The sequence below is a fragment of the Vibrio echinoideorum genome (genome assembly GCF_024347455.1).
Lineage (GTDB): Bacteria > Pseudomonadota > Gammaproteobacteria > Enterobacterales > Vibrionaceae > Vibrio > Vibrio echinoideorum.
The window spans coordinates 460,963-486,383 of the sequence record NZ_AP025484.1 but is presented as its reverse complement, the minus strand read 5'-3'; the positions used below and the strand labels follow the sequence as shown (position 1 = coordinate 486,383).

General features: G+C 42.0%; 20 protein-coding genes. 8 read left to right on the top strand and 12 right to left on the bottom strand.

Annotation, left to right across the window (positions count from 1 at the left end):
* Nucleotides 1–40: 40 nt before the first annotated feature.
* On the bottom strand, nucleotides 41–1,363 hold the full coding sequence (locus OCV36_RS18480; RefSeq protein ID WP_135457563.1) for a GGDEF domain-containing protein: 1,323 nt from the start codon (nucleotides 1,361–1,363) through the stop codon (nucleotides 41–43).
* A 375-nt stretch (nucleotides 1,364–1,738) separates the two neighbouring features.
* On the opposite strand from OCV36_RS18480, the gene OCV36_RS18475 reads away from it, so the two are divergent.
* Nucleotides 1,739–4,762: an HD domain-containing phosphohydrolase gene (locus OCV36_RS18475; protein WP_135457561.1), complete on the top strand. Its 3,024-nt coding sequence runs from the start codon at nucleotides 1,739–1,741 to the stop codon at nucleotides 4,760–4,762.
* A 66-nt stretch (nucleotides 4,763–4,828) separates the two neighbouring features.
* On the opposite strand, the gene OCV36_RS18470 is transcribed toward OCV36_RS18475, so the two are convergent.
* Complete coding sequence (locus OCV36_RS18470) at nucleotides 4,829–5,848, bottom strand: DMT family transporter (RefSeq protein WP_135457559.1); 1,020 nt, start codon at nucleotides 5,846–5,848, stop codon at nucleotides 4,829–4,831.
* A gap of 91 nt (nucleotides 5,849–5,939) precedes the next feature.
* Between OCV36_RS18470 and OCV36_RS18465 the strand changes: the two genes are divergently transcribed.
* A complete protein-coding gene (locus OCV36_RS18465; RefSeq protein ID WP_135457557.1) occupies nucleotides 5,940–6,866 on the top strand; it encodes a LysR substrate-binding domain-containing protein in 927 nt (308 codons plus the stop codon).
* A gap of 60 nt (nucleotides 6,867–6,926) precedes the next feature.
* Nucleotides 6,927–7,247 carry a heavy metal-binding domain-containing protein gene (locus OCV36_RS18460; protein ID WP_017075792.1) on the top strand — a complete coding sequence of 107 codons (321 nt, stop codon included), beginning with the start codon at nucleotides 6,927–6,929 and terminating at the stop codon, nucleotides 7,245–7,247.
* 298 nt (nucleotides 7,248–7,545) lie between these two features.
* Here OCV36_RS18460 and OCV36_RS18455 read toward each other — a convergent pair whose 3' ends face one another.
* Together OCV36_RS18455 and OCV36_RS18450 are read right to left on the bottom strand one after the other, a co-directional pair.
* Entirely contained in the window at nucleotides 7,546–8,802 is a 1,257-nt protein-coding gene (locus OCV36_RS18455; RefSeq protein WP_135457555.1) for a peptidoglycan DD-metalloendopeptidase family protein, read from the bottom strand.
* A gap of 146 nt (nucleotides 8,803–8,948) precedes the next feature.
* On the bottom strand, nucleotides 8,949–9,788 hold the full coding sequence (locus tag OCV36_RS18450; protein ID WP_135457554.1) for a tetratricopeptide repeat protein: 840 nt from the start codon (nucleotides 9,786–9,788) through the stop codon (nucleotides 8,949–8,951).
* Nucleotides 9,789–10,113: 325 nt separating this feature from the next.
* Between OCV36_RS18450 and OCV36_RS18445 the strand changes: the two genes are divergently transcribed.
* Nucleotides 10,114–10,581 (top strand): cytochrome b, encoded by a 468-nt coding sequence (locus tag OCV36_RS18445; protein ID WP_237297911.1) that lies wholly within the window; start codon nucleotides 10,114–10,116, stop codon nucleotides 10,579–10,581.
* 137 nt (nucleotides 10,582–10,718) lie between these two features.
* On the opposite strand, the gene OCV36_RS18440 is transcribed toward OCV36_RS18445, so the two are convergent.
* The 7 genes from OCV36_RS18440 to OCV36_RS18410 form a co-directional block, all read right to left on the bottom strand.
* A complete protein-coding gene (locus OCV36_RS18440; protein WP_135457552.1) occupies nucleotides 10,719–11,153 on the bottom strand; it encodes a hypothetical protein in 435 nt (144 codons plus the stop codon).
* Between the two features lie 51 nt (nucleotides 11,154–11,204).
* On the bottom strand, nucleotides 11,205–11,525 hold the full coding sequence (locus tag OCV36_RS18435; protein ID WP_135457549.1) for a hypothetical protein: 321 nt from the start codon (nucleotides 11,523–11,525) through the stop codon (nucleotides 11,205–11,207).
* 222 nt (nucleotides 11,526–11,747) lie between these two features.
* On the bottom strand, nucleotides 11,748–13,532 hold the full coding sequence (locus OCV36_RS18430; protein ID WP_135457547.1) for an ABC transporter ATP-binding protein: 1,785 nt from the start codon (nucleotides 13,530–13,532) through the stop codon (nucleotides 11,748–11,750).
* Nucleotides 13,526–15,289 (bottom strand): ABC transporter ATP-binding protein, encoded by a 1,764-nt coding sequence (locus OCV36_RS18425; protein ID WP_135457545.1) that lies wholly within the window; start codon nucleotides 15,287–15,289, stop codon nucleotides 13,526–13,528. The genes OCV36_RS18430 and OCV36_RS18425 overlap by 7 nt, the downstream gene beginning before the upstream one ends.
* Before the next feature lie 252 nt (nucleotides 15,290–15,541).
* Nucleotides 15,542–16,036 carry a hypothetical protein gene (locus OCV36_RS18420; RefSeq protein ID WP_135457543.1) on the bottom strand — a complete coding sequence of 165 codons (495 nt, stop codon included), beginning with the start codon at nucleotides 16,034–16,036 and terminating at the stop codon, nucleotides 15,542–15,544.
* A gap of 12 nt (nucleotides 16,037–16,048) precedes the next feature.
* On the bottom strand, nucleotides 16,049–18,160 hold the full coding sequence (locus OCV36_RS18415) for an LruC domain-containing protein (protein WP_135457541.1): 2,112 nt from the start codon (nucleotides 18,158–18,160) through the stop codon (nucleotides 16,049–16,051).
* Between the two features lie 555 nt (nucleotides 18,161–18,715).
* Nucleotides 18,716–19,234 carry an NUDIX hydrolase gene (locus OCV36_RS18410; protein WP_135457539.1) on the bottom strand — a complete coding sequence of 173 codons (519 nt, stop codon included), beginning with the start codon at nucleotides 19,232–19,234 and terminating at the stop codon, nucleotides 18,716–18,718.
* A gap of 369 nt (nucleotides 19,235–19,603) precedes the next feature.
* On the opposite strand from OCV36_RS18410, the gene OCV36_RS18405 reads away from it, so the two are divergent.
* Nucleotides 19,604–19,864 (top strand): putative hemolysin, encoded by a 261-nt coding sequence (locus OCV36_RS18405; RefSeq protein ID WP_017075802.1) that lies wholly within the window; start codon nucleotides 19,604–19,606, stop codon nucleotides 19,862–19,864.
* Nucleotides 19,865–20,065: 201 nt separating this feature from the next.
* Nucleotides 20,066–20,743, top strand: coding sequence for a hypothetical protein (locus tag OCV36_RS18400; RefSeq protein ID WP_135457537.1), 678 nt, complete (start codon nucleotides 20,066–20,068; stop codon nucleotides 20,741–20,743).
* 4 nt (nucleotides 20,744–20,747) lie between these two features.
* Here the strand turns inward: OCV36_RS18400 and OCV36_RS18395 are convergent, their stop codons facing one another.
* Nucleotides 20,748–21,626 (bottom strand): YdcF family protein, encoded by an 879-nt coding sequence (locus OCV36_RS18395; protein WP_135457535.1) that lies wholly within the window; start codon nucleotides 21,624–21,626, stop codon nucleotides 20,748–20,750.
* 357 nt (nucleotides 21,627–21,983) lie between these two features.
* On the opposite strand from OCV36_RS18395, the gene OCV36_RS18390 reads away from it, so the two are divergent.
* Nucleotides 21,984–23,354 (top strand): L-serine ammonia-lyase, encoded by a 1,371-nt coding sequence (locus tag OCV36_RS18390; RefSeq protein ID WP_135457533.1) that lies wholly within the window; start codon nucleotides 21,984–21,986, stop codon nucleotides 23,352–23,354.
* Nucleotides 23,355–23,816: 462 nt separating this feature from the next.
* Nucleotides 23,817–25,295 carry a peptide MFS transporter gene (locus tag OCV36_RS18385; RefSeq protein ID WP_054547077.1) on the top strand — a complete coding sequence of 493 codons (1,479 nt, stop codon included), beginning with the start codon at nucleotides 23,817–23,819 and terminating at the stop codon, nucleotides 25,293–25,295.
* Nucleotides 25,296–25,421 lie beyond the last annotated feature (126 nt).

Genomic DNA, 25,421 nt, shown 5'->3' with positions numbered 1-25,421 from the left:
AATTATATACTGTTCATCATTCAGAATTGTTAAAATTAATTTAATCGGCAATAACCTGATTTCGTCCGTTATTCTTTGCTTGGTAAAGGCGTTCATCAGCGAGCATAAACAGATCATTTGGTGACGTGCTTTTAGCCGGAATACATTGAGCAACGCCTATACTCATCGTTACATGAGAAGCAATTGGTGAAGAGCTATGAGAAATCGATTGATCGTGTAAAACCTTTAAGAATGAATTAAGGCGACCTTTGCTTTGTTCGATTGATGTATTTGGCAATACAATGGCAAATTCCTCCCCCCCGATTCGAGCTGCAAGGTCTGACGGCCGTTTAAAGATTTGCTTCCAAAGCTTTGCTATTTGTTTGAGGCAGACATCACCTTGATGGTGGCCATACGCATCATTGTATTGCTTAAAAAAGTCAATATCACCGATCACTAAGGTTAAAGCTTGCCCTTCTTGTTCACATCGAGCCCATTCAGATTCAAACGTTTGATTAAATTGACGTCTATTAGGAAGAGAAGTGAGCTCATCAAAAAGTGCTATCTTTTGAAGATCTTGTTTTTCTCTCTGTAGCTGCTCATCACGCAGCTCATATTGATACAAGGTTTCCAGTAATTCTTTTCTAGGTGCTTTAGTCAAATCCTTTATGGAGAGTGGCGAACTAACAAACTTGGCAAAATCGCCTCTAAACAAAAAATAAAAGACGAGCATTGGGACGCTATAACTAGCCGCGATCAACAACTTACCCATTATATTTCCGAATATGATAGGAACGATCTGAGGACTTAAATCAAAAGCTAAAAGAGGAAACAGTACCCCATCCAAGCAGAGGATAAAAACAAATGCCAACGTGTAGATGAATGCCAACACAGGTAGGTTGGAAAGGAACTTACTTACTTGTGTAAAAATGAACATCAATAACAATATTTCGAGGAGAATTAAAGCTCCCCCAAGTACAAGTACTTTCATTGATACATCAAAAATATTGAAAGGGATTCCAAAAGGATTCAACACATATTCCGATTCCAACAACCAAGCCATAAAATTAAAACCAACAAAGGCAATCAAATCTACAACCACTACTAGCTGAAACATGTGTCTAAAGGTACTAAAATCTCGTTCAATAATGATGAGCATGATAGTGCTCATCATGAATGCACCATAAGCAATATTTCCGCCTGAAATACTTAGAGTTTCGGATAACGGAAATGAATAGACTGCACCAGCAAGCCCCCCGACCAAAAGTACAATACTAAGATAGTTATAAAACGCCGCTGTACGTACGCGATTTTTTAACGTAGCAAAATACAATGGGAAAATTGAATATATTCCTACATTAAGAATATATGCTTCTAACGTCATTACTGTTCCTTCTAGGCTCAACACAATACAGCACCTAGATAACGGTATAGATGTGCAAAATAGTAGGCGATATTAACATGATAATTATCAATTAATACAATCCCCAAAAATACTGGTTACTCTGATTTTTTTAGCCAAAAATAATAAATCCTAGTCGATAATATTGTTCTCACAAACGACAAAAAGGATGTCCAACACCTTTGAACAACCTTACCAACTGAAAGCAGGGCTTAGGGCTTAAACATAGGGCTTTGCTATTATCTCTCTGAGTAAATGTGAGTAAAGCTCTTCATGTTATCGCCTTAATTAAGCCAATTTTTTGCAACCTACCCAAGTTCGTCAATACTTAAACCAGTTAACAAACCGGAATGAGAGATGAGACGAAGACGATATCCGCTGAGTATCCACATCACGAGCCTTTTCTTAATTTTGACAACACTGGTCGGTACCGTTTTGATATCGATAAGCTATCGTCATTCTCAAGATCTGTTATTGGGTACCGTGCGCGAAGTGAGCAACGAACATCGCGATAAGCTGGAATCGATATTTAAACAAGCCATTGCGCCTGTTATCACAACCTTAAATGTGATGGCGGTAAGCCCGTTTGTGGATCATCAAACCGCTTCAATTGAAAAAGAGTCTTGGCTGGCGTCAGTCGATATTATCTTCAAACAGAATACCAATTTAGTGGCTTTGTTTTATGGTTCTGATAATGGTGAGTTCAGGATTTTTCGTCCTTTGACGTCTATTAAACAAAGAGCTGAAAACAATGCGCCATCCAAGGCCACCATGATGGTCAGCACAACCAATCTAGACGGCGAAAACGTGATTAACTTTCTTGATGGTGCACATCAAGTAATCAGAACGGTGCAGTCTGAGAGCCAATTTAACCCCACCACTCGACCTTGGTTTCGTAACGCAAAATCCGATGGCTCGATACAACTTTCAGAACCTTATCTTTTCTATTTTCTACAAACCAATGGTATTACGCTCTCTAGGCGCTCAGCCGATGGTAAACATGTGGTTGGTGCCGATTTCACGCTAAAATCTCTCTCTTCTCAAATCAGTAAGCTGGCCTATTCTCCGCAAACCCGATTGGCTCTGTTCGACCAACACTTTAACCTTCTTGGCGAGCATCAACTTGATCTATCAATACCTAACCTAAACCCTCAAACCAATCAGGAAGGAAAACTAGGTGATCACCCTGTAGGAAAAGTATCGGGTAGCGAACAAGATCCAAGCTTTTTTAACATACCTAAACGTGAGCAGATGGCAGCTCTGAAAGCATCCGTACTAGGGCCTCTTATCTCGGATGAAGAGAAGTTTAATCTCAACCTAAAAAACGTGGAGTACAATTTAAATACTTGGGCATTAACGTTAACACCTGTCGAGCTCACTCAACATGTCACGCTATATTTGGCAGAAGCAACACCACACAATGATCTGCTGGCTGACCTCATCTCCATGCGTGATAAGCAAGTGGCTGTTGCAATTGGTATGTTGTTTATCTGTTTCGGCATCGTATGGTTTGTGGCGAATCGCTTATCTCAACCACTCAATACACTCATGCAACTCATGCAACTCACAGACAACATTGCGCGATTTGATTTCAGACGAACCCACTATCCCAAAAGCATGATTCAAGAAGTAGCGAACCTCACCCACTCTATCGAACTCATGGAGCACACACTTCATGATTTAATCACCCTACTTCGAGACACGGCGGGTAATCAGGAATTTTCGATACTCGCTAAGAACATTGCTCACCAAAGTTATTTAATTACCAAAGCTGAAACCATCGTGCTTTTCACTCAGTCAGAAGAAAAAGATGTGTTTGATACGGCTGCTAATCTCGCCATTATTCCTTTTAAAGCGGACATCAATGACTTCATCAAGCATACCCCTTGGTTACTATGCCAACTGAAAGCAGGCGAAACCATCCATCTAAGCCGCGAAGACAACGTTCTTAATTATTATCAAGACTCGATCTTCAATTCAGACCTGTATCTGTTTCCACTATTGAACCGCGAAAAACTGTTGGTCGGCATTGTTGCCATTGGTTATGAAAGACCGATCACCAAGATGCAGGCCGACAAGCATGCCTTTTTAAGAGAGCTGCTCAGTTTTGCTGAAATAGCTAAAGACAATATCGACCAAATGCAGCAACAGAAAAACATGCTCAATGCTTTCATCGAGCTGATTGCATCGGCGATTGATACCAAATCACCTTACACAGGTGGCCATTGCCAACGAGTCCCAGAACTGACCAAGTGGCTAACCCAAGCAACCATTGATGATGACCGTTATTACCCGCAATTTTCATTAGATAATAAGCAGTGGGAAGAATTGATGCTTGCTGCGTGGCTTCACGATTGCGGTAAAGTCACCACACCAGAATATGTGGTGGACAAAGCAACAAAACTGGAAACGATTTATGACCGAATCCACGAAGTTCGCATGCGCTTCGAGCTGTTAAAGCAACAAGCGGAAACCGACTATTGGAAAGCCATAGCTAACGGGGCACTTCAAGAAGATCAGCTTAAAGTACTCGAACAAAACTTGTCAGAATTAGATGAAGAATTTGCCTTCGTTGCTGAGTGCAACCTGGGCGGTGAATCTATGACGGAAGAGCAGCTTGCACGCTTAGATCAAATAGCAAAACGTACATGGAAGCGCACATTAGACGATCAATTAGGGTTATCTTGGTCTGAAAAAGAGAGGTTTAACACTCAACAGAACATCACAGAGCAAAACGAGAAGCCATCAAATAGCAAAGAGCCTATTTTACCTGTGATGGAGCCGTTACTTGCTGATAAACCAGAACATAAAATACAGTGGGATAATGGCTTTAACCCTGCAGATATGTGGCAAGAAGAGTTCGTCCTTAAACCCGGAGAAGTAAAATATAATCAAGGTGAACTGCATAATTTGAAAGTACGTCGTGGCACATTAAACGACGAAGAACGTTTCATGATCAACGACCATATCATTCAGACTTTCACCATGCTCAATAAGCTCCCTTATCCGTCTTATCTCAAAAACATTCCAGACATCGCGAGCGGACACCACGAGCGTATCGATGGTAAGGGATACCCAAGAGGCCTAAACGAGGATCAATTGCCTTTACCGTCTCGAGCCATGGCGATTGCCGATGTATTTGAAGCTCTAACCTCGAGCGACCGTCCCTACAAGAAAGGCAAACACTTAGACGAATCGCTCAATATCATGACCGACATGGCCACCAGCGGCCATATCGATCCAAAACTGTATTTGCTATTTTTGGAGAACAAAATCTACGACAAATACGCAGAGCGATTTCTTGAAGCTAACCAACAGTCCGAGATTGATCAGAAGAAGCACATAGACCGAGTAAAAGAGTACATACGCTCGTTGTTCTAGGTATTTTCCAATAGCCATGAATTCTTAACGTTTAACTTTTAACGTTTAACTTTTAACTTTTAACTTTTAACTTTTAGCGACAGAACCTAACGCCTCTGAGTTCAAAGCATTCACTGTCGTTATTGGGAGTTGCTTGGTTTTAACTTTATATTGCCTTTTAGCCAGTAGTGTATTGGTAATGCTTGCCACGACAATCAGATTAATACCAATGAGCTGCTGAGTAGAGAAGACATCATCAAAGAACAATCCCTGCCATAACGCACTGAATAGCATGTTAGTAAAAATTAAGGGCGCGAGTTGAGAGCCGCTTTCTGCAAGTTTATAGGCTTTAGAGCGGAAGATTTGCGTATTAATGGTAAACAACGCGAGTCCAAATGCTCCAAGTCCAATCCAACCTAAACCATCAATAGACAGCAAAGCTGTTAAGACGCCATACCCCCCATTAGTATCAAGTACGTCAGGCACAACAGAAATGGAAGTAAATAAAACCATTGGTATCACGAGTATGGCTGCGACTAGAAACGTCCATGCATTTAGCTCTGCTGGCGTGAGACTGGTCTTGGAGGCTCGATACAAACTCACTTGCGAACCCGAATTAAACATTCCCGCTAACAATCCTAGCAACAGTGCAGGCCTAAAGAATTCCGAATCAAACTCAAACTGAGACCAATCCCCTGCCATCATCACTACACCAACAAAGGTTACCGATAAACAAACCACAGTCGTTGTATGAATTTTTGTTCCAAATATTAATTTTTCTAACAATGGAATAAACAGAGGACCTGTACTGAACAACACAACGCCTTCCACAAGCGTTAAGGTTTGCAATGACGTAAGGAAACACCACTGACAAGCCACCATAAAGATCGCCCGCATCACTAAAGGTTTCCACATCTCTCGTGTCGGTTTGTTAATTTTGTAAAAGGTTAGAAAAAGAAATAGAAACAGACTGGGCAACAAAAAACGCACAAAACTCAGCAACGAAATGGGCATGGTTTCAGATAGGTATTTAGCCACTAAGCCGCTTAAAGACAAACTGAATGTCGACAACAACATAAAAGTCGTCGCCTTGGTAATATCAGACATAATTATCACCTCCTATGGCACCTATTTTAGAAGCGTGACGTGATGAAAAATAGCGAGTAATATTAACCATAACTGTAAGGAAAACTTACCAATGAAAAAACTCGTTCCGCTTAAATCCGTTTATGCTTTTATTGCTGTGGCTGAAACTGGCAGCATGACCGAAGCCGCACGCGTGTTGTATGTCAGTCACTCTGCGGTAAGCCAAGCCATAAAGTCATTAGAACAACTGGTTAATAAGCCTCTATTTCAACGAGTAGGTCGTCGCGTCGTTCTTAATGCCGCGGGTAAACGGTATTACCGAAAAGTCGCTCCTGCACTTGAGCAAATCATAGATGCCACCGAAGAACTTGCCAGAACGCCGAACGATCACCGCATTACACTCAATATGGTCAATTCACTCGCGATGCACTGGTGGATCCCCCGAGTGCCTGACTTCCAAGCCTTTGCTCCCTCGCTCGATATCCGTATTTCCACGTTAACCGGCCCTTTTGATATCGAGCAGGAAGGTGTCGATATTGCCCTTGTCCATGGCAAACCTAACGAATGGGATCGCTATTACAGCGAGAAATTAGGCGATGATGATCTGGTATTGGTGTGTAGCCCTACCTTGTTGAAAAACCAAACGGGACTGAGCGTTGAGCAACTTGTGAAACAGAACCCAACCATTGGCGCATTTAACCCTAGACGAAAGCACGACTGGCAAGTGTGGTGTGATCATTATCAAATCCCAATGCCCGCATTTCATAGCAACCTAACATTCGATATATCCATTCAAGCCGTGCAAGCTGCGATTCGTTCTCTTGGAGTGTTGGTTACGCATCGCTTGTTTGTGAAAGATGACATCAGCCACGGCATGTTAGTGGAACTGGGTGAACCCGTCGCTAATCCACACCAAGATTTCTACTTTGTTTGCCCAAAAAACAAATTAAAACAAGAAAGTGTGCTAAAACTGAGAGCATGGTTACGGCATGAATTCACACACTCAGAGACAACATTGAGCGATGATACTCAAGAATAAGACCAAACTATCAATCCATGCAGCGAGTAGAAGCTCAACAAGCGGACAAGAGAGGCTATTATGATTATTACCACCACACAATCAGTCGAAGGCAAGCGCATTGTCGATTACAAAGGGGTTATCGCAGGAGAAGCCATTCTAGGCGTTAACGTTTTCAAAGATATGTTTTCAGGAATCCGCGACTTTGTTGGTGGGCGTTCTGGCACTTATGAAAAAGAACTAGAGAAAGCACGTAACTACGCCTTCAAAGAGCTAGAACAAAAAGCCATTGAAGCAGGCGCGAACGCGGTTGTGGGCGTAGATATCGATTACGAGGTACTAGGAACGGGTAATGGCATGCTAATGGTATCGGCGAGCGGTACAGCGGTTATCGTGGCTTAATTGCTTAGTTGGTCAATTGCTTAGTTGCTCAATTATTTATCAGTCAGTTATTCAATTACCTTATTGCTCTATTACTTAATAGAGTAAACGAGAACTGGCGGCTTAACTTATCCACGCTTCCTGCTTTTCCCCCTGCTCGTCAAATGGCAAGGGGGAAAGACAGAGTCAATAACGTTTTTATCTATTTAATTCGCCAATAAGCGAGCTACGAAATAAACTGTCGACTAAACAAGCTATCGATAGAGATGGTTATTGATTAGATTACCGTTTGCTATTAATCAGCTAGCACGGCTTTTAATCAACTAGCACGGCTTTGTTGATCCGCAATAAGGCCATCAAATGAAGCAATTCTAGCCAAAAACTCTTTCTTGTTTTCTGGCAGAATAGAACTTGCCATTGGTAGGTTAGCCTTCATTGCGTCGACTGCTCTTCCACGTACTAACACTTCAAAGTGCAAGTGAGGTCCGGTTAAACGGCCTGTTGCACCAGACAACGCAATTTTTTGACCTCGCTTAATCTGTTGGCCTTTCTTAACCAAGAAACGGCTCAAGTGTAAATAACGTGTCTTATAAACGCTGTTGTGTTCTATCACCAAGTATTTCCCTGCGTACGGATGATTACGAATTGCCACAACTCGACCATCGCCGGTTGAATAGACTGGCGACCCTACGGGTGTTGCGAAGTCAGTACCATTATGCGGAGATATACGTCCTGTCACCGGGTGTTTACGGTACGGGTTAAATGGCGAAGTAATTCTTCGGAACTGACTGTCTATTGGATAGCGATTGAAAGCTTGTTCAAGGCTGTTCCCTTTCCTATCGTAGAAACGTCCATCAGGAGCTAGAAACGCTGCAACTTCTCTACCTCGCAACTTAATTGATATCCCTTGAATCTCGGTTTTACCCGTTAAGTGGTCATCCGTGTACTGTTCATTAACCAACACATTAAAGCTATCACCCGCTCTCAGCTCTTTTGAGAAGTTGATTTTATCTTTCAGTGTTCGAGTGATGTTGGCTATCTGGGAAGTCGTTAATCCTGCTCGATGAGCCGACATCGAAAAGCTCCCCTGTACCGTGCCTTCATACAGTTTTTCTTTCCATTCCCCAGGTGTTTCTATGAATTGATAACGAAAACTGCCGTCATCATTTTCTGTATAAACAGCCTGCTCCACTAAGCTCTCGTGGTAGATCAGCTCTACCAACTGTTTAGATTCACTATCTAAAAGCAGCTCTAGATGATCACCAGGTTTGATGGTATCCAATTTCAAAGATTCTAAATCTGCTTCTAATACCTTTTGAACCGTCTCATAAGGTAAGCTCCACGATGAGAAAACATTGCTGAGTGTGTCTCCTACTTTCACAAAGTAATGAATTTTAACCAGTGAACTTGAGCTAGATTTCGGGTTGATGTTGCCTTTATCAGGCGTTTGAGAGCCTTGATAAGGCGTTATTTGAATTGAGATCTCTTCTGTCGATTCGGATTGAAAAGACAAAAAAGCAGAAAGTGAGAATGCGCTGATAGCTACGATGATCAGGCCGATGCGAAGGAACTTCATAAAAGATTAAACGGTTTATAATAATGAACTCATTTAAATGTTATAACATAACAATTAAGTGAAAAGAATAAACGTAATGTAAGAAACCGTTCTGTATCTACAGTAAAAATATGTTGGGCTAACGTAGCCCAACATGTTACATAGAATTACTCTTCGCAAAGAGCCTCAAAACGCTCTAAGCCTCGTAGCATCTCGAAGTCTTGCTCTTCAGCTAATAGCTCTCTCATTGATCCACTCGCTTGAATAGAACGCTCTAAGTCATCGATAGCTTGACCTTCTGCACCTAATCTAGCGTAAGCACAAGCGCGTTGGTACAAGGCATGAGCATTTTGATCGTCCACCTCTAGTACGCGGTTACACAGGCTCATTGCCCAATGATATTCCTGCATGTCCATCGCAGCATCCGCTTTATAGGTTAACGCTTCAAGATCCCCAGGACGAACCTTTAATATCTCATCGTAGATTTCAATTTTTTGCTCTGCCGTTTGCGCATTTTGCGCTCTCAACCATAAGTTATGAATCTCATTGATGATCTCAATCTCTCGGTTGTTTTCCGAGATGATTCGGGTCTTGCGTTTAAGATCCCTTTCAAGAATATTGAATTTCTTCTCATAGTCTTGAGCAATCGAATTCAATCGCTGATCGGCCATTTCTTTGGTGGTGTGCTTGAGCTCTTTAAGTGATTGCCACCCCACTAACGCGATAAGAGAAGCAACACCTGCGATAATGTAGAAGAAATAAGTCACGGTTACGTTTGCGTAATTCAGCGATTTATCGGCCACTGAAAGCTCTCGATCCGTCATCTGAATAGTTAAGCGTCTTTCAAGATCTTGCTGTTCCATTCGCAGCTGCTTCAATTCATCTAAGATGTATCGTTCCATCAATGGTCGGTCTATATACTCTTTTTCTGAGTATTTAACCTCCTCGCTTGCAAAGCTCATGGTTGTGACCAGTGAGAACACCGCAATCAATAGGATTCGAAGCATTTATACATTCCTTATATATTTAATCTTTGTGTAACTGTATCTCGTAATGACAAGACAAGCTAGGAAGTCAGCCGACTTGTCTTCTTCGTATTGGAATTAACACTCTAAAACATCATTGATAATTATAAAACACTTGAAGCAACATCATTAATTTCTAATTAAGAAAAATACCAAGTATTACTGTTCTATATAATTAATTCGTGATGCGAATATACCAATGGTTGATTTATAGCATCCAATTGAGTCTTATATTTATAATAATCAGAGCGAGGTTAATTTGAATAATCCACGATACGATTTAATGAGCCGTGTGCTGCATTGGGTCATGGCATCCGTCATCATCTACGCTACAGTCGCAGGGTATGTGATGCACTATGTCACCAGCCATCCGGAACTGTTTTCTTTTCTGTCGGTACTCAATATGTCATTGGCGACTATTGCGACACCGTTGCTCGTTATACGTTATATCTGGAGCCACTTTCGCTCATCACCAACCATGCCCGTCTCGATACCAACAGGACAACAGTGTTTAGCCAAACTTGCTCATTCCTTGATGTACCTAGTGATGTTCATGGTTTTCAGCACCGGTTATTTGATGCTAAAGGAACCTTACTCTCTATTTTGGTTAACGACGGTCAATAATCTAATTACCGACCCTGCAATCAATAGTTTCTTTTTCTATTTACATCGTGCTAGTTGTATTGCCCTAGCCTGTTTAATTGTTTTGCATATTAGCGCCGCGCTTAAGCATCATTATGTCTCTAGGAACTATGTATTGAAGATGATGCTTTAAGTTTTGGGGGAAACTGAAAGTAATAGCGGTGATGTGTTGAGTCTTCAATGCAATCATCTGCTTTAAAAAATTCAGCACGATTTACACAAACAAAAAAGCCATAGCATGTTCGCTATGGCTTTCTTATTTCGATTCGATTACTTGGCTTGAGTATCGAGCATCACTTGCCAGTATTCACACTTAGCCAAGAACTCTTTTAAATACAGCTCTGGGTTCGCAAGCTTCTCACCGCCTTTAACATCAGCCCCTGTCACTCGCCAAAAACCACGAGTTACCAAGTTTCTGTGGTAAATGAAATCACTGAGTTCATTTGCCTTCAAAGGAAGTAGCTCACCAAACGCCTGTTCGTAGTGGCTCAGCGTTGTCGCTTGCTCACTTGGTTTCTCCCTTAAAAAGGTATCCAAATCCAAACCTAATGACTGTTGCTGCTCTTTTGATAGTGCTTTAGCTAATTTAGAGATAACACTGAACAGAGCCAACTCAACTTTTTGAGACGCTAATAGCGATGCACCTAAAAGCGCATGTTCATTGGTAATGTGTTGAGTTGTTGATGATACGGTCGCTGTTGTCACGGTGTTACCTCAAATAATCACTATTGGTATGACTGAATAGGCGTTTTTTGATTACGCACTTTTACTTAGCTGAATAGAGTCTAGCTGTTGAACAGAGTCTTTTAACTGAGTAGAGTTTTGTGGCTGAATACGCCCAGCATCTACAATGATGAAACCAGATGCGTCTTCACTCTTCTCGACTTTCACTAACCCTTTAAAACCAATCTGCGACAGCTTCTTCGCAAGTTGATCAGGTGCCGTTTCAAAAACAACGTTCATAAAAGGCAAAGACTCAGCGTCAACAAAACCATGCTCGTTAAACAGCTCCATTGCTTGAGATAAATGGTCTGAGTCGGTTAATTCAATAATTTCTACAACTTCTTCCAACAACATTTTCGATTCCATATTCGCCAGAAAGTGACTGACACAAGCACTTACGTTTTGCTTGCATACATTTTGATGCCCAAAGACACCCCTTTAGTAGTAGGGAGATCATAACATATTAATAATCGTAAAATATGTTTTATTTTCCCTAAGCTATTGGGAATATTAGAGAACAATAGAAACGGCTAAAGCATGGACAGAGCAATCCGTCTCATCAAACGACGCCTAATTTCAAGCCTCCGTAACTTGGTAATCGCTCGTTTCTACAATCGATTCCTTCAACAACCCAGCATAAATTCCATTGTGAGCTACCAATTGTTGATGGCTGCCTTGCTCAACAATTTCACCCTTTTCCAGTACTAGAATCGTGTCAGAGTGGCGAACGGTGCTCAGACGGTGCGCAATCGCAATCACGGTTTTTTCCTTAAACAGACGCTGCATCGCTTTTTGGATGAGATCTTCGGTTATGGAATCCACCGAACTGGTTGCCTCATCAAGCATCATCAATTGCCCACCTTGAGCGACCGCTCTTGCAAATGAGATAAGTTGTGTTTGCCCAACAGACAAATTGGAGCCGTTCTTCTCTAATTGGAAGTCATACCCTTGTGGCAATTGTTCAATAAACTTATTGGCGTAAACATAGCGAGCAGCCTGTTCAACCTCAGCTCTAGATAGGTGTGATTTACCCAATGCAATATTGAACTGAATCGTCTCTTCAAATAGGTGGACATCTTGCATCATCATCGAAAAAAGATGCGCAGAGTCTTCGCTTGAAATCTGTGACAGTTCAATACCATTCAACAGAATACTACCTTCATAGTCTTGGTAGGTTTTAGATATCAAGCGTAAAATCGTAGACTTACCCGAACCAGTCGAACCCACAAGTGCGATTTGATGCCCTTTCTCCAGCATAAAAGAGACACTCTTTAAAACATACGGAGAATCGTCTTTGTAACGGAAGCTCACGTTTTTAAATTCAAGGCTTACAAAGTTTTTTAACTGTTGTTCAACCTTGTTCGATGGCAATAAGTTACGCCCTTCTTCTTCAGTCGGCTCAACAAACAGCTCTTCAATGTGGTCGAACGCGGCAAATGAGCTCTGAATTGAAGCAATCTGCGACGTAAAATCACGAATCGGTACAAACACTTTCTCCAAGGTGTTGATGAAAGCGATCAGCACGCCTAGAGTCAATGCCCCTTCTATAACTTGCTCAGATCCATACCAAATCATGATCGCGATAGTGATTGAGGTAATACCTGAAATAAACGAAAACAAAATCGCATCGTATTTATTAATCTTTTTCTGCGCTCTAAGAAACTCGTCCGTATAGCTTTGGTATCGTTGCTCTACTTGCTCTTCCGCTCGGTACATCTGAACAGTTTTCATGCCAAACAAGACTTCTTGTAAAAAGCCAATACCACGAGCTAACGTAGAGCGGGTAACCTTATACAATGCCCGGAGTCGGTTACGCACGTACACCGTCAAATACATCACTGGCGGCATGATAACTAATACAATCAGTGTTAGTTGCCAATCAATGAAGAACATCATTACTAGCAAAGCTATTGTGTTGATACTGTCTTTTACTAACCCAACGACCGACTGAATAAACGTTTCACCAATGGTTTCTAAATCACTCGTAAGGCGGGAAAGCGTTACCCCAATAGGCGTATTATCGAAATAGCTGCGCGGCAATTTGAGCACGCGAGCAAACAGTACAGATCGCATGTCTGTTATCGTGTATTGGCCCGTTTTACGCAGATTATACGAATAGATGGTATCCACTACATAACTAACCACAAGAACAATAACCATATAGAAAACATACTCGAGCAGCCCATCCATATCGCCTTGGCTCAGATGAACATCGATCACTTGAATGATTAACCACGGAAACAACAAGCTAGTGATGACTGAGAATGGAAGCATGGCGATCCCCAGAATCGCAGAACCTTTGTATTTCTTAGCAAACTTAAAAAAGTGCTTAAGATACTTAAGATCAACACCTTTTAACATGCTGCGGCCTCCGTTTCATTCTGCTGTAATTGCCATGTTTCATAATAATAAGCACACGTTTTTAATAACGTGGTGTGGTCACCTTTTGCAATCACCTTGCCTTCATTTAGCACGATAATTTCATCCATATACTCAAGGGCATTGACACGGTGTGACACTACAAGAACCGACTGGTTCTCTAAGCGCGTGAACAAACCTTCTAAGATCTTTCTCTCGGTTTCATAATCAACCGCAGATAGAACGTTATCCATGATGATTAAATCAGTTGGTTGCAGCAAAGCTCGCGCAATACTGAGGCGTTGCTTTTGTCCACCGGACAGCATGATGCCTTTCTCACCGACTAAGGTTTGATCGCCATGTTCAAAACGTGTGACATCATTGGCTAACTGACTCAGTTCTAAAACTTCATCAACCTGACTCTTCGCTAATTCAGTGTCAGAACTACCAAAACGAATATTATCTTCGACAGTTGCGGAGAACAGATAAGGGTCTTGAGTAACGGTTTTAACATAGCGACGCAGATCGCTGCGTGAGAAACTGGTTACATCTCTGTCACCGAGAAAAACAGAACTTTCAGGAACATCCAAATGGTGATTCAAACAGTTTACTAATGTCGTTTTCCCCGAACCAATCCCCCCTAATACGCCGATTTTCTTACCCGCTGGAATATCAAAACTGATGTTATCGAGAATCGTTCGTTCTTCACCAGAATAGCGAAAGCTAAGGTTACGAATAGAAAACGTTTTTCCCTTCAGAGGTTTCACATCGAGTTCAGTCAGCTTGTCTTCATCAAGCTCTGGAACTTTCGCATTGAGAATAGTTTGCACACTTTGAATACCCACCATGCCACGCTGATAAATCGTTGCGATTCTACCTAACTGCATCAATGGCATTGCGAGTAAAACCGAGTAAGTCAGGAACGCCGTTATCTCACCTAGAGTTAACTCTTGTCTCATTAACATGTAACCACCCAACCCAAGAATTATGATTTTCATCAGGTCATTGGCATAATCAAGCACAGGCATGAAGAAGACTTGGATACGAGTGATCTTTAAACGACATTCAAGCAATAACTGGTTGAGTTTCTCGGTTTCAGATTTCGCCCAAGGTGACATCTGCTGGCTCTTAATCAAATCAATCCCTGACAGGTAACTCATCAACTGAGCGGACAGGTTTTGTAAACGTTTCATGTGCTCTAAATGCAGCGCTTTCATACGCTTAAAACCCACTCGAAAAATCACAAAAGCGATTGAGATAGGGATAATCGAGTAGAGCGTGAGTTCCGGGGATATACGCCACATGTAAAGAGGTGTCAGTGACAATGCAAGCAGCGCATTAAAGAACTGAAGGAACCCGACACCAAACAACAAGCGTATCCCGCCAAGGTCATTATTAATAATGGATATTAACCGACCAGAAGCAAAACGTTCATGAAAGCTATTCGGCAAACGATTCAGCTTTTGTAGTAACGTACTTTTAAGTGCAGCCTCTGTGATTCGCCCGGGATTAAGCGCATAAATACGAGACAGAATACGTACCACAACCATGGCGACTGACATACCAACCACGATCCAGACGTAGGTTTGAAGCTGCTGATGACCACTTGAAGAGGCATCATCAATCAAATCGATGGCTAATTGAATATAACGAGGGATCTCAACTTGTAACCAGTTGACGAGGAAAATGAACACAACCGCCAACAAGTAAGAGGTGCGATTCATGCGCAGGTAATGGGCAATAAACTGTCTTTTATTCATAGTATTCTTTGTTAAGGGCAGGCTCACGGTGATTTAACCGTTTTTTATTTGATGCTTGATCATTTGATCGGGCGAGATTGGTCAATCATTGAGGTAAAGATACATCAAAAACACTTAGTTGACAATATCAACCACATTCATTTTTGTCGATTCCTTAGGACATTATGAATATCGGTACTGGCGAAAAAGAACGACTTCTGAAACAATTTTGCCGCCTTAATGGCGGCAAATAATTTTAGCAATCCATAAAGACTAAAGAAGAACTTCTACGTTGTTATTCACAATGTCTACCGAACGTTTTACTTCGCTTCCTATTGCCGACGGGTACCAGATTTCAACCCAAACCTTCTGAACATGATTCGGTATCAGAAGCGTCGTTGAATATTCAATGTCTTCATTGATTGGGCTTCTCAACACTTGTGATGTGTAGTCGACAACATCTCCATTGAACTCAGTATAGATAGTCATGAATCCTCGAGTGCTTTGCGAGCTCGCCACATCAACTTTAACAGAAACCTCTCTCTCGGTAGAAAAATCAAAGCCTTCAGGTATAGATAGCTCAACCGATTTCAAAGATTGTTGTATCGGCATTGATGCAGACGTTACAGCGGTATTTCCCGCTGCTGGCGTATTGCTTGGTGGAACAACAGAGCTTGGGGATGAAGCGCTACTTCCGCCACCGCCGCCGCCACAAGCAGAAAGGAACATAAGGGTCACACCACTCAAAATTAGTTTGATTGTTTTCATAAATCCTCCTGATTAGTCTTCCGTTGACCAAGTTTTGTTGGCGTTAGGGTTTTGGTACCACGTTGGTTTAGAAACACCACCGGATGTAGCCCACTCTGCGAACTCTGGGTATGCCTCACTGATATCAATATATTCTGACGGGTGGTTCCATGGCGATGAAATCAAGATTCCCCAAGGCATGTTTTGCGTGGTTCGATAATATTTGTCACTTGAAGGATCAGAGTCGTCTTGTGCGATGCCATAGAAGTCGCTGACCAACGTACCTCTAGATGTTGGAGGGAAGTCTGCTGTGTGTATTTCTAAGTCTTTGCCCGGAGATGTAGCGAAGCTATCACCATGGTATTGACCTTCTCCTGCTCCAAAGATGAACGGGTCAAAACCACTCAACGGCATCAGTGAACTCACCGTTGGTTCACTTCCAGCGATAAATGGCAACGAAATACTGAACGTCATTTGTTCGGATTCCAAAGACGGACTACAAGAAGGGTTAGTACGGTGGAACATACATTCACCATGAATAGGCAAATCATTTTTGAGGTTCAAAGAAGCCACCACGACGAGATCACCTCCCGGCGATGCAATTTGTTTGTCCTCTCCAGTAAACGGAGAGATATCAACACGAGTCACACCATTTCTTTGTACTCTAGACGTTTGAAGATCGACATCTGACTCGTCAAAACCATTTAGTTTCCACCCCAACCCGTTGCCGTAAGATGCGCCATAAGCCATTATGGTTCCTGTTACGTCCATTCGAAGCACAACATCATCTTTACTGATTATGGTCGTGCGGTAGTAAACCACAACATCATTCAAGTCAAAATCACCAACCTCTGGCCAGTTATCTTCAAAGGCTGCAGTGTAGTAATTAGAGTGTTGAACCGTAGTTCCTGCGTCAGTGACGTTAAATACGTAATCCTCTACCTCACCATCGCCAACATAACCATCACTTGGAATATTAGGACTACTCGCTAAACGAAATCGAGTTTGCACTAAACCAACGGAGGCTTCATCTCCAACGCGAATCGCAACAACCTGACTTCCACTGACTACAGAATGGTTTTTCAATATTTGTTCATCATCATCGAAAGTCCCGTCCATATCCCAATCAGCCCAAGCCTGAAGGTAACCACTGCCCACTACGTTAACGTTGATTAGACTGTCTAAGCCGATCTCTAGGTTGGACAACAAGGCGATACCGTCATCATCGTTGCCACCAATATCTAGGTCATCACCATTGGAAGCTGCACCTGGTTGACCATCGGTATCAGCATCAATGCTAACTCCTAAATAAAGCGTCGAAGAAATGGCATGTTCAGCCCCATTATTCGCCTGCAATGTTCCATAGCTATCGGGAGCGTCGCCAAAATCAGATTCGTCAGAACTTTCAATAGGCGTTGTAAACCCTGACAGGTCCCAGTTTCCGTCGAATGCAGAGAAGATTGGATTTGGGAAAGAACTACCACTTGTTGTTACGGTTTCAAATTGTAGAGTAACGATTGAAGTGTTTTTATAGGTAAATTTAACAGCACCTGAAGTGTCTGTTTCGGAGTAATTAGTACCAGGTCCAGTGAAGAGCACTGAAGTTCCATCCGCACTCTCTTCTGCGGTCAAACTCGCACTAGCACTACCGAGCTGATAACTATAGAAGCCTTCGCTCTTAAAAACTCGAACTTGCTCTGACTGCACAGGCTCCCCATCTATGTCGTAACCAATCATGTCAAATTCGGGAATCGTGTAAGGTTCAGAAAACGTACCCGATAAACCGTCTGTTCCGTCAAAAAACTCAAAAGTGTATATTAAGCCTGCAGCCCCGGCAGAGTTGGTCTGATAGAGAAAGCCGATATCTCCAGAGGGCTGAATTGCACCAACTTTGTAGTTAGGGGCATGGAATACAAAAGAAGCATCTCCAAAAACACTACTTGATACTTTGGCGTCAATTACTTTTCCGTCGTGTGTGCCGACGTTGAGAAAATGCATGTCAGGCCCATCATAGGTAGGCCCGGCCCAACCACTGCTGCCGTTCGTTGATTCAACATGGTTAGAAAAATCCAAATCTACCGTCGCTGCGTAGACAGGGACACTGACCGCTACCGTTATAAGTGAAATAACTTGCTTATATCTCATAGTAAACCTCTATTTCTTCTTCGCCAGAGCGAATTCCTTGAAAAAAAGTATGTGAACTCTGAACGACGATTAAATAATGATTTTCCATTTCCTTAGGGATTTCGGAGAGCCTAGGTAGTGGTTTGTTATTTTGGTGCCGACAAATCGAGCTGCTCAGTAGATAAAGCAAAAGAAGCGCCAAGTTTTTAACCTTTACAAAAACAACAATAAACAATTGAAATAATTAACAAAAAAGCAAATAAGGAATAAAAATGGGAGTTAAATAGAGAGAATATTCAAAATAGGAATCAATTTGATGGAATACAAGTCAACTTGAAAACCAATAAGTCAAAAGCGTGAGTTAAGGGGATAAACACAAACAATCGTCGCTAGATAATCTGAGGATAAATTAATATTGATGAGCCAAAGGAGGTAATTCTGAAAAGTCGTATGAGTTTTCATGATTAGAAAAAACTGCCTAAAGTACTTCACTGTTAAGCAGTTAGTTTTTGAACAACTCAAGACAACCGTTCATTTTGAATGGGTATTAGAGCTTTTTTGCTAAAGCTTTTTAATCTAAAGCATCTCTTTAGCAATTAAATGCAGTAAAAAGGTTTCACGCTCAATACTCATGCCCTTTTTAGGGCTCTCAGCCATGGTCTTTTCATTATGAGCAATTGCTTCATGGATATTCATCCAAACCGGTTTCATACCGTTTTTTACTTCATAGTCTTCGTAAGCCGTTTCACCAAGCTCACGATCAATCTTGCACGAGTAGCAGTAAGAGATCATGTGCATCATGTCGGCATCATTTTTATACCAAGGACGAAATTCTTCAAAAATACCGAACGGTTTAATGCTGTGAATATTCTTTGCGCCAGTCTCTTCTTCCAGTTCACGGACCATGCCTGCGATCACGTCTTCACCGTCATCTAAACCGCCACCAGGGATGGTATAGTCATGGTAGCGCTCTGTATAAAGCATCAGGATGTCTTCGCCATCTAAAACAATGGCACGGGCAGCATTACGCTTATATACCGTTTTATTGTCTAGGTGTTCAATATCAGGGTGGATAGTGGTTTTTAGATGTCTCATGGGTCTGACTGCTCAACTGAATTTGGCGGCATCATACCATACCCTTTAATAGATTCGAGGTTCATAACCAACCACAAACACACATCCCCTCTCCATTTCACCGACGTTAACTCATGGTTATCGGTGCAGAATAATCAACTCAGAGCCATTCATCGAACGAGCACAGTCTAGCTATCGCGCCAATTAATTTAGCTGACCCAACACTCAAAAAGCAGTTAAACATGAAGAAATATCATCCTATTTCAATATCTTGACCAAATTAGCACAACCTTTTCTGAAATCTAAAATATACTCATTTCATAGAGCTTCTAAACTGGTTCTGTAGAACTTAACGCATTCACTTTTAGAGTTATCACGTAGGAGATAAACATGAAGAAAATTGGTTTGATGGCTGTATTTGTCGTTGTATTAGGCGGTTGTGCAAATGACTATGCAGAATATAGCGAAGGCCAACGTGTATCAGTCGCTAACCCGGCTGCGGTTTACTGTGTTCAACAGGATGGTGAGTTAGATACTGTCACTGAAAACGATCAACGCACAACTTACTGTGTATTCGAAGACGGTGAGCGCATTGAACAGTGGGAGTACTACCGTAACAATCAGGAACAAGAAACAGAAACACAAAGTTAGTCGCTGCAATACCAAGCCTCACCTTGAAGGTTTCATCTCGTTTAATTCTCTAAATTACGTAAACTGTCTGCTGTTATGGCAGCGGTTTACCGCACACCCAACAATTGCACACTGTTTTATTTCTGACATTTCTCTGACATTGTCAAATTGCCGCCCGATAGAATGCCCGCCTGTTACACATATTTACATACAGAATTATTTATGAAAAACCAGTCTGATACTAAAACGCAAAAACATATGTCATTTGAACTCCCGGAGTTCACTCTTTCGCAGTCGACCTCTCAAGTGATCTATAAACGATGCCAAACAGCGTTAGTCGTTCTAGCAATTAGTATTGTTGCGAACCTTGCACTTCGCATTGATTTTGTATTGTTGAATGGCAATGTCGGTGAAATCTCAGTGACTGAAATGCTGCAGCAGTTGCTGCTTATTGTCACATCTGGATCTTTTGCTTATCTCGCAAGAGAAAAAAGCGAGGTTAAACATGCGGCTCTACTCATTAGTGCATTCTTCGCTGTGATGTTTATTCGTGAAATGGATTTTTGGTTTGACAAGATCGTACACGGCGCGTGGGTTTACCCGGCTATTTTTCTAGCTGGTAGCGCCATCTTTTATGCTATTAGGAATGGTAAGCGTACCATTGACCAATTGGCGCTGATTCTAGCCTCTCCTCATATGAACCTGCTGGTTACTGGCCTAATGATCTTGTTGGTATTTTCTCGCCTGTTTGGCATGGGAAGTTTTTGGCACAATGTTATGGGTGATGATTACGTTCGTGTGGTTAAAAACATCGCTGAAGAAGGCACTGAACTTCTAGCTTATTGTTTGATTGCTTTTGCAAGTTTAAAGACCGTTATTGGTATCACGAGAAAGAAATAGCCTTTTAACGCCACCAGCGGTGCGTGAGGTCCGATTCTGGGTCTAAATATCGATTCAATAAAGTCAGGTTCGTATCTAATAATGCTAGGTACTCCCTGACTTTTTTTATGTCGGTACCCACTGAAGTCTGCTGGATACAGCGCTCCAATACTGGGAGTAAGCTGTCGACGATGTCAAAGTGAGAGGCCCCCTCTACTAACTCCTTTACAGCTATCAGTGCCTCCGACGATAGTCTTTCAGGTTCTCCCCTAACTAACTCCAAATCTCGCTTAAATGTGCCCGCAGAAACACCTTCAAGATAAACTCGATAGGTTGTCAGCACATCCATCAACAGAAACAATTGCCCTTGAGTATTTTGATGAGGATATGGCACCGCGACATGAGCTTCTAGTTGACGATCTATTTGTAGTTCCACCCCAAGTGCAGAGCACTTCTCGACCAAAATCTTAAGCAAGCCTTGCTCGTCCATTAGTGATTGGATCTCGAAAATACGTTGTAAATGGTAGTCATTCGAAACGAACGTCACCTTGAGACTCTGCCCACGGGTAAACAGTCCACTTTCAATCATCTCTGAAGCTAAGTTCTGAATGTTCTCAACCGTATTTGTCGAGCTCTGCTCAAGCAAAGTCGCTACCAAGGAAAACGGATATTCTCGCTGGCTTTCCAGAGTTCGAAAATACCGGTGCATTGCATCCGCTTCAGAAGTTGTTTGACCTTTTATCACCCCACCACAAAATGCAACAGCAGTTTGCTGATTCGACTCTTCTACCAAAAGCTCCGCAAGATATTCAACCAATGCATCAACACGACTGATTCCTTCATCAGTCAATTTATTCTCATTAAGTCGCTTACCCAGCACAATAAGGAGGTGATTAATGCTCATTTTATGTTCAAGTCTCGTTTTTATGATTAGATGGAGTGAATTATGTATACAATACTTATTAACAAAAGTATTTTGAAATTCTTATCGGTTGCTCGCAATAATGCTCACTATTGATAGCAACACAATAAGCCACACAAGAGTCAACGTGCAGCTGTAAAACAAAATAGCACGATCTTGGATTTCATCGCTCTACGCTTGTTAACACGAGTTTCAGTAAAAGAGACGTTTCAAGCAAAGAACAAGCTCAATCAAAGAACTATTTCACCCAGAGAACACGAACACTCAACAAAGTGAAACTGACGAAATACAAATTTTACACAGAGTTCGTTCATCGAACCGTCTTCACAGGAAGTTACTATGCTGTCTATTTTTGACATTTACAAAATCGGGGTCGGGCCTTCCAGCTCCCACACCAATGGACCAATGATTGCTGGGTTTAATTTTACCCAAAAGATTGAATCGGTACTTGAACAAGTTACCCGTATTCAAATCGATTTATACGGTTCACTGTCACTAACAGGTATTGGTCACCACACAGACCGAGCGACCCTATTAGGCTTGCTTGGTAATCGCCCTGATACGATCAAAATAACCAGCGCTAATTTAGCCATGCGTAAAGCGATTGAAGATAAGTCTTTAATGGTTAGCGGCAACCACGACATTCATTTCGATGTAGAAAGCGACCTACTCTTCCACAAAACCAACCTTCCACTTCATGAGAATGGCATGACGATCTCTGCCTTCGACGTAAGCGGTAACCTGTTGGATATGGAAACCTACTACTCTATCGGTGGCGGCTTTATAGCGACCGCTGATGAGCTACAAAACGGCAAATCAGAGTCAGAAACACAAGTTGAATTCCCTTTTACTTCTGCCGATCAATTACTTGAATTATCTGAACACCAAGGACTTAGCCTTGGTGGCTTAATCCTGCGCAATGAAGTTTCTTTCCAAGATATGGATGTGATTGACCAGAAAGCTGACCAAATCTGGAAGGTGATGTCTCTGTGTATGCAACGTGGCTTTGACACCGAAGGCATCCTTGACGGCGGGCTAGAAGTGACACGTCGAGCACCTGCTCTTTTGAAAAAGTTAGAAGCGAATGCCTCAATTGAAAACGATCCAATGGAGATCATGGATTGGATCAATCTGTTTGCCTTTGCTGTAAGTGAAGAAAATGCAGCGGGCGGCCAAGTGGTAACATCACCAACCAATGGTGCAGCCGGCGTTATTCCCGCAGTATTAATGTACTACCATCGTTTCATCAAAGAGTTAGACACTAAGCAACTGAAAGATTTCTTGGCAGTATCTGGTGCGATTGGCATCTTGTACAAAACTAACGCTTCGATTTCTGGTGCTGAAGTAGGTTGCCAAGGTGAAGTCGGTGTATCTTCTTCAATGGCAGCCGCAGGTTTAACGGCCTTGCGCGGTGGTAGCAACGAGCAAATCTGTATTGCCGCTGAGATAGCAATGGAACACTCACTGGGCATGACGTGTGACCCGATCGGTGGGCTTGTTCAGGTGCCATGTATCGAACGTAACGCAATGGGTGCAATGAAAGCGATCAATGCATCACGTATGGCGCTAAAACGCACCAGCAAGTGTCTTATCTCGTTAGACAAGGTTATCGCAACCATGTACCAAACAGGTAAAGACATGAACAAGAAGTACCGTGAGACTTCTTTAGGTGGTTTAGCGGTGATCCACATGGCGCCACCTTGTGAATAGTTGAGATGCGATGAAGTGAGTAGTGAAATACTACAAATAGTGAAGTGCAATGAAGCTATTCGACTAAAAGAGCTCTCATTCAGGCCGCATTATTAAAAACTTAGTTTCCAATATCCAAACAAAGCCAGCTGCCAAGCTGGCTTTTTTCATGGCTAAATTCTAACGAACAATTGAAAGTGATACTCACTTGAAAAGTTTTACAAGATGATCGTCGCTAATTTTCCCTTTAATAGTTCATTACTTAGCCACAAATGAGATTGGTCAAACTTCATACAGCTATATATCCATTAGCAAAATCTAACATTTCATTTTTCATACATGAGAAATATGAATCCTCAGATAAGAAAAGATAAAGAGAGCAAAGTAACGGTTATGGTAAATGTTTCATTTTATGTCTTGCTACTAATGATATTATAATTAGGTGATTACACTATCTATTAATATAAAAGTGAGAATAATATAATGTGGAATAGATTAAACAAATCAATGATGTTCTGCCAAATGATGTTTGGACTTTCGTTCTATGGCGTCATGGTGATCTTGACTCGTTTCTTCCTTGAAGATCTTAACTACAATGAAGCCGACACTATGATGGTTGTTGGTGCTTTCTCTGCAATCGGTCCGCTATTTGCTATCGCCGGTGGCTTTATAGCTGATAAGTTTTTAGGCGCATACCGATCGTTAACCATTGCCTTTCTTGGATTCGCAAGTGGTTATGTTTTACTCGTGCTAGGTGCAGCCGCTACTAATGTGCCAATGGCATTGTGTGGTATTGCTCTAGCAAGTTATGCACGTGGTTTGATGTCTCCTTCTTACCCAAGTCTTTACAAACGCACGTTCAAAACTCAAGAAGATTTCGAAAACTGCTACCCAATCAACTACTCGGTAAACAACATTGGTGCCCTTCTAGGTCAATACTTGTTCCCTATGTTAGTGCTTGTTGTGGGTTTCCACGGTGGCTTCCTTCTTTCAGCTGTTCTTGCTGGCGCAGCGCTTCTAATGATGATCTTTGTTCGCAAAGGTCTTGTTGAAGCAAGTGCTGAAATCGATCAAAAACCTGTAAGCACTAAAAACTGGGCTGCATTCCTTGGTCTTTCTGCAGCTATGATTGGCCTGGTATTCTTCATGTTCTCTAACATGGATATTGGCCAAAACATCGTTTACGCAATTGGCGGCGCAGCAATCATGTACTTTGTTTCTTTGATGATGAAATCGAAGAAATCAGACATGTTGAAAATGGGCACTATCTTAATCATCACATTCCTGACGACATGTTTCTTCGTGTACTACGGACAGATGATGACTTCGATGACAATGGTAGCGATCAACACAATGCGTGGTGACCTATTCGGCTTCATCCCTGTAGCTCCTGAAGCATCAATGGCAATGAACCCACTTTGGTGTATGGTTGCTGGCCCTATCATCGCGGGTACCTTCTCTAACCTAGAAAAGAAAAACATTAACTTTTCTACCGCAACGAAAGTAGGTTTCTCATTCATCCTTACTGCGATTGCTTTCGGTATTCTAACAATGGCTGTGACTACCGTTGGTGACGATGTACTGATTCGCCCAGAAGTGTTCCTAGCTATTCACTTCTTCCTAGCGTTTGGTGAAGTTATTGTTGGTTCAATGGTTGTAGCCTTCATCCTGTCTGTAGCACCTAAGCACATCGAGAACTTCTCAGTAAGCTTGTTCTCTGTTGCAATCGCACTATCAGGCATTGTTGGCGCGGTATTCTCAACGTCTATTGCACTAGAGAAAGGTCAACAAATCACGCAAGAAATCGTACAGACGGTTTACGGCGATTACTTCCAAATGCTAACCGTTTTAGCGGTAGTGATGGTAGGTATCGCAATGGCTGCATCGTTCATCATTCGCAAGATGCTAGAAGCAGCGAAAGCGGCTGAAGAAACGATTGAACTAAAGCAAGCAAACAGCTAATCACGTTCTAATAATCTGATACATCAAGCCCTTTAGTTTTCTAAAGGGCTTTTTTATTAGCCATATAGATAAGAAATTTGACTGACGCTGCGCTTGTGTAAATAAAGGTAAATGATAACTATTAGT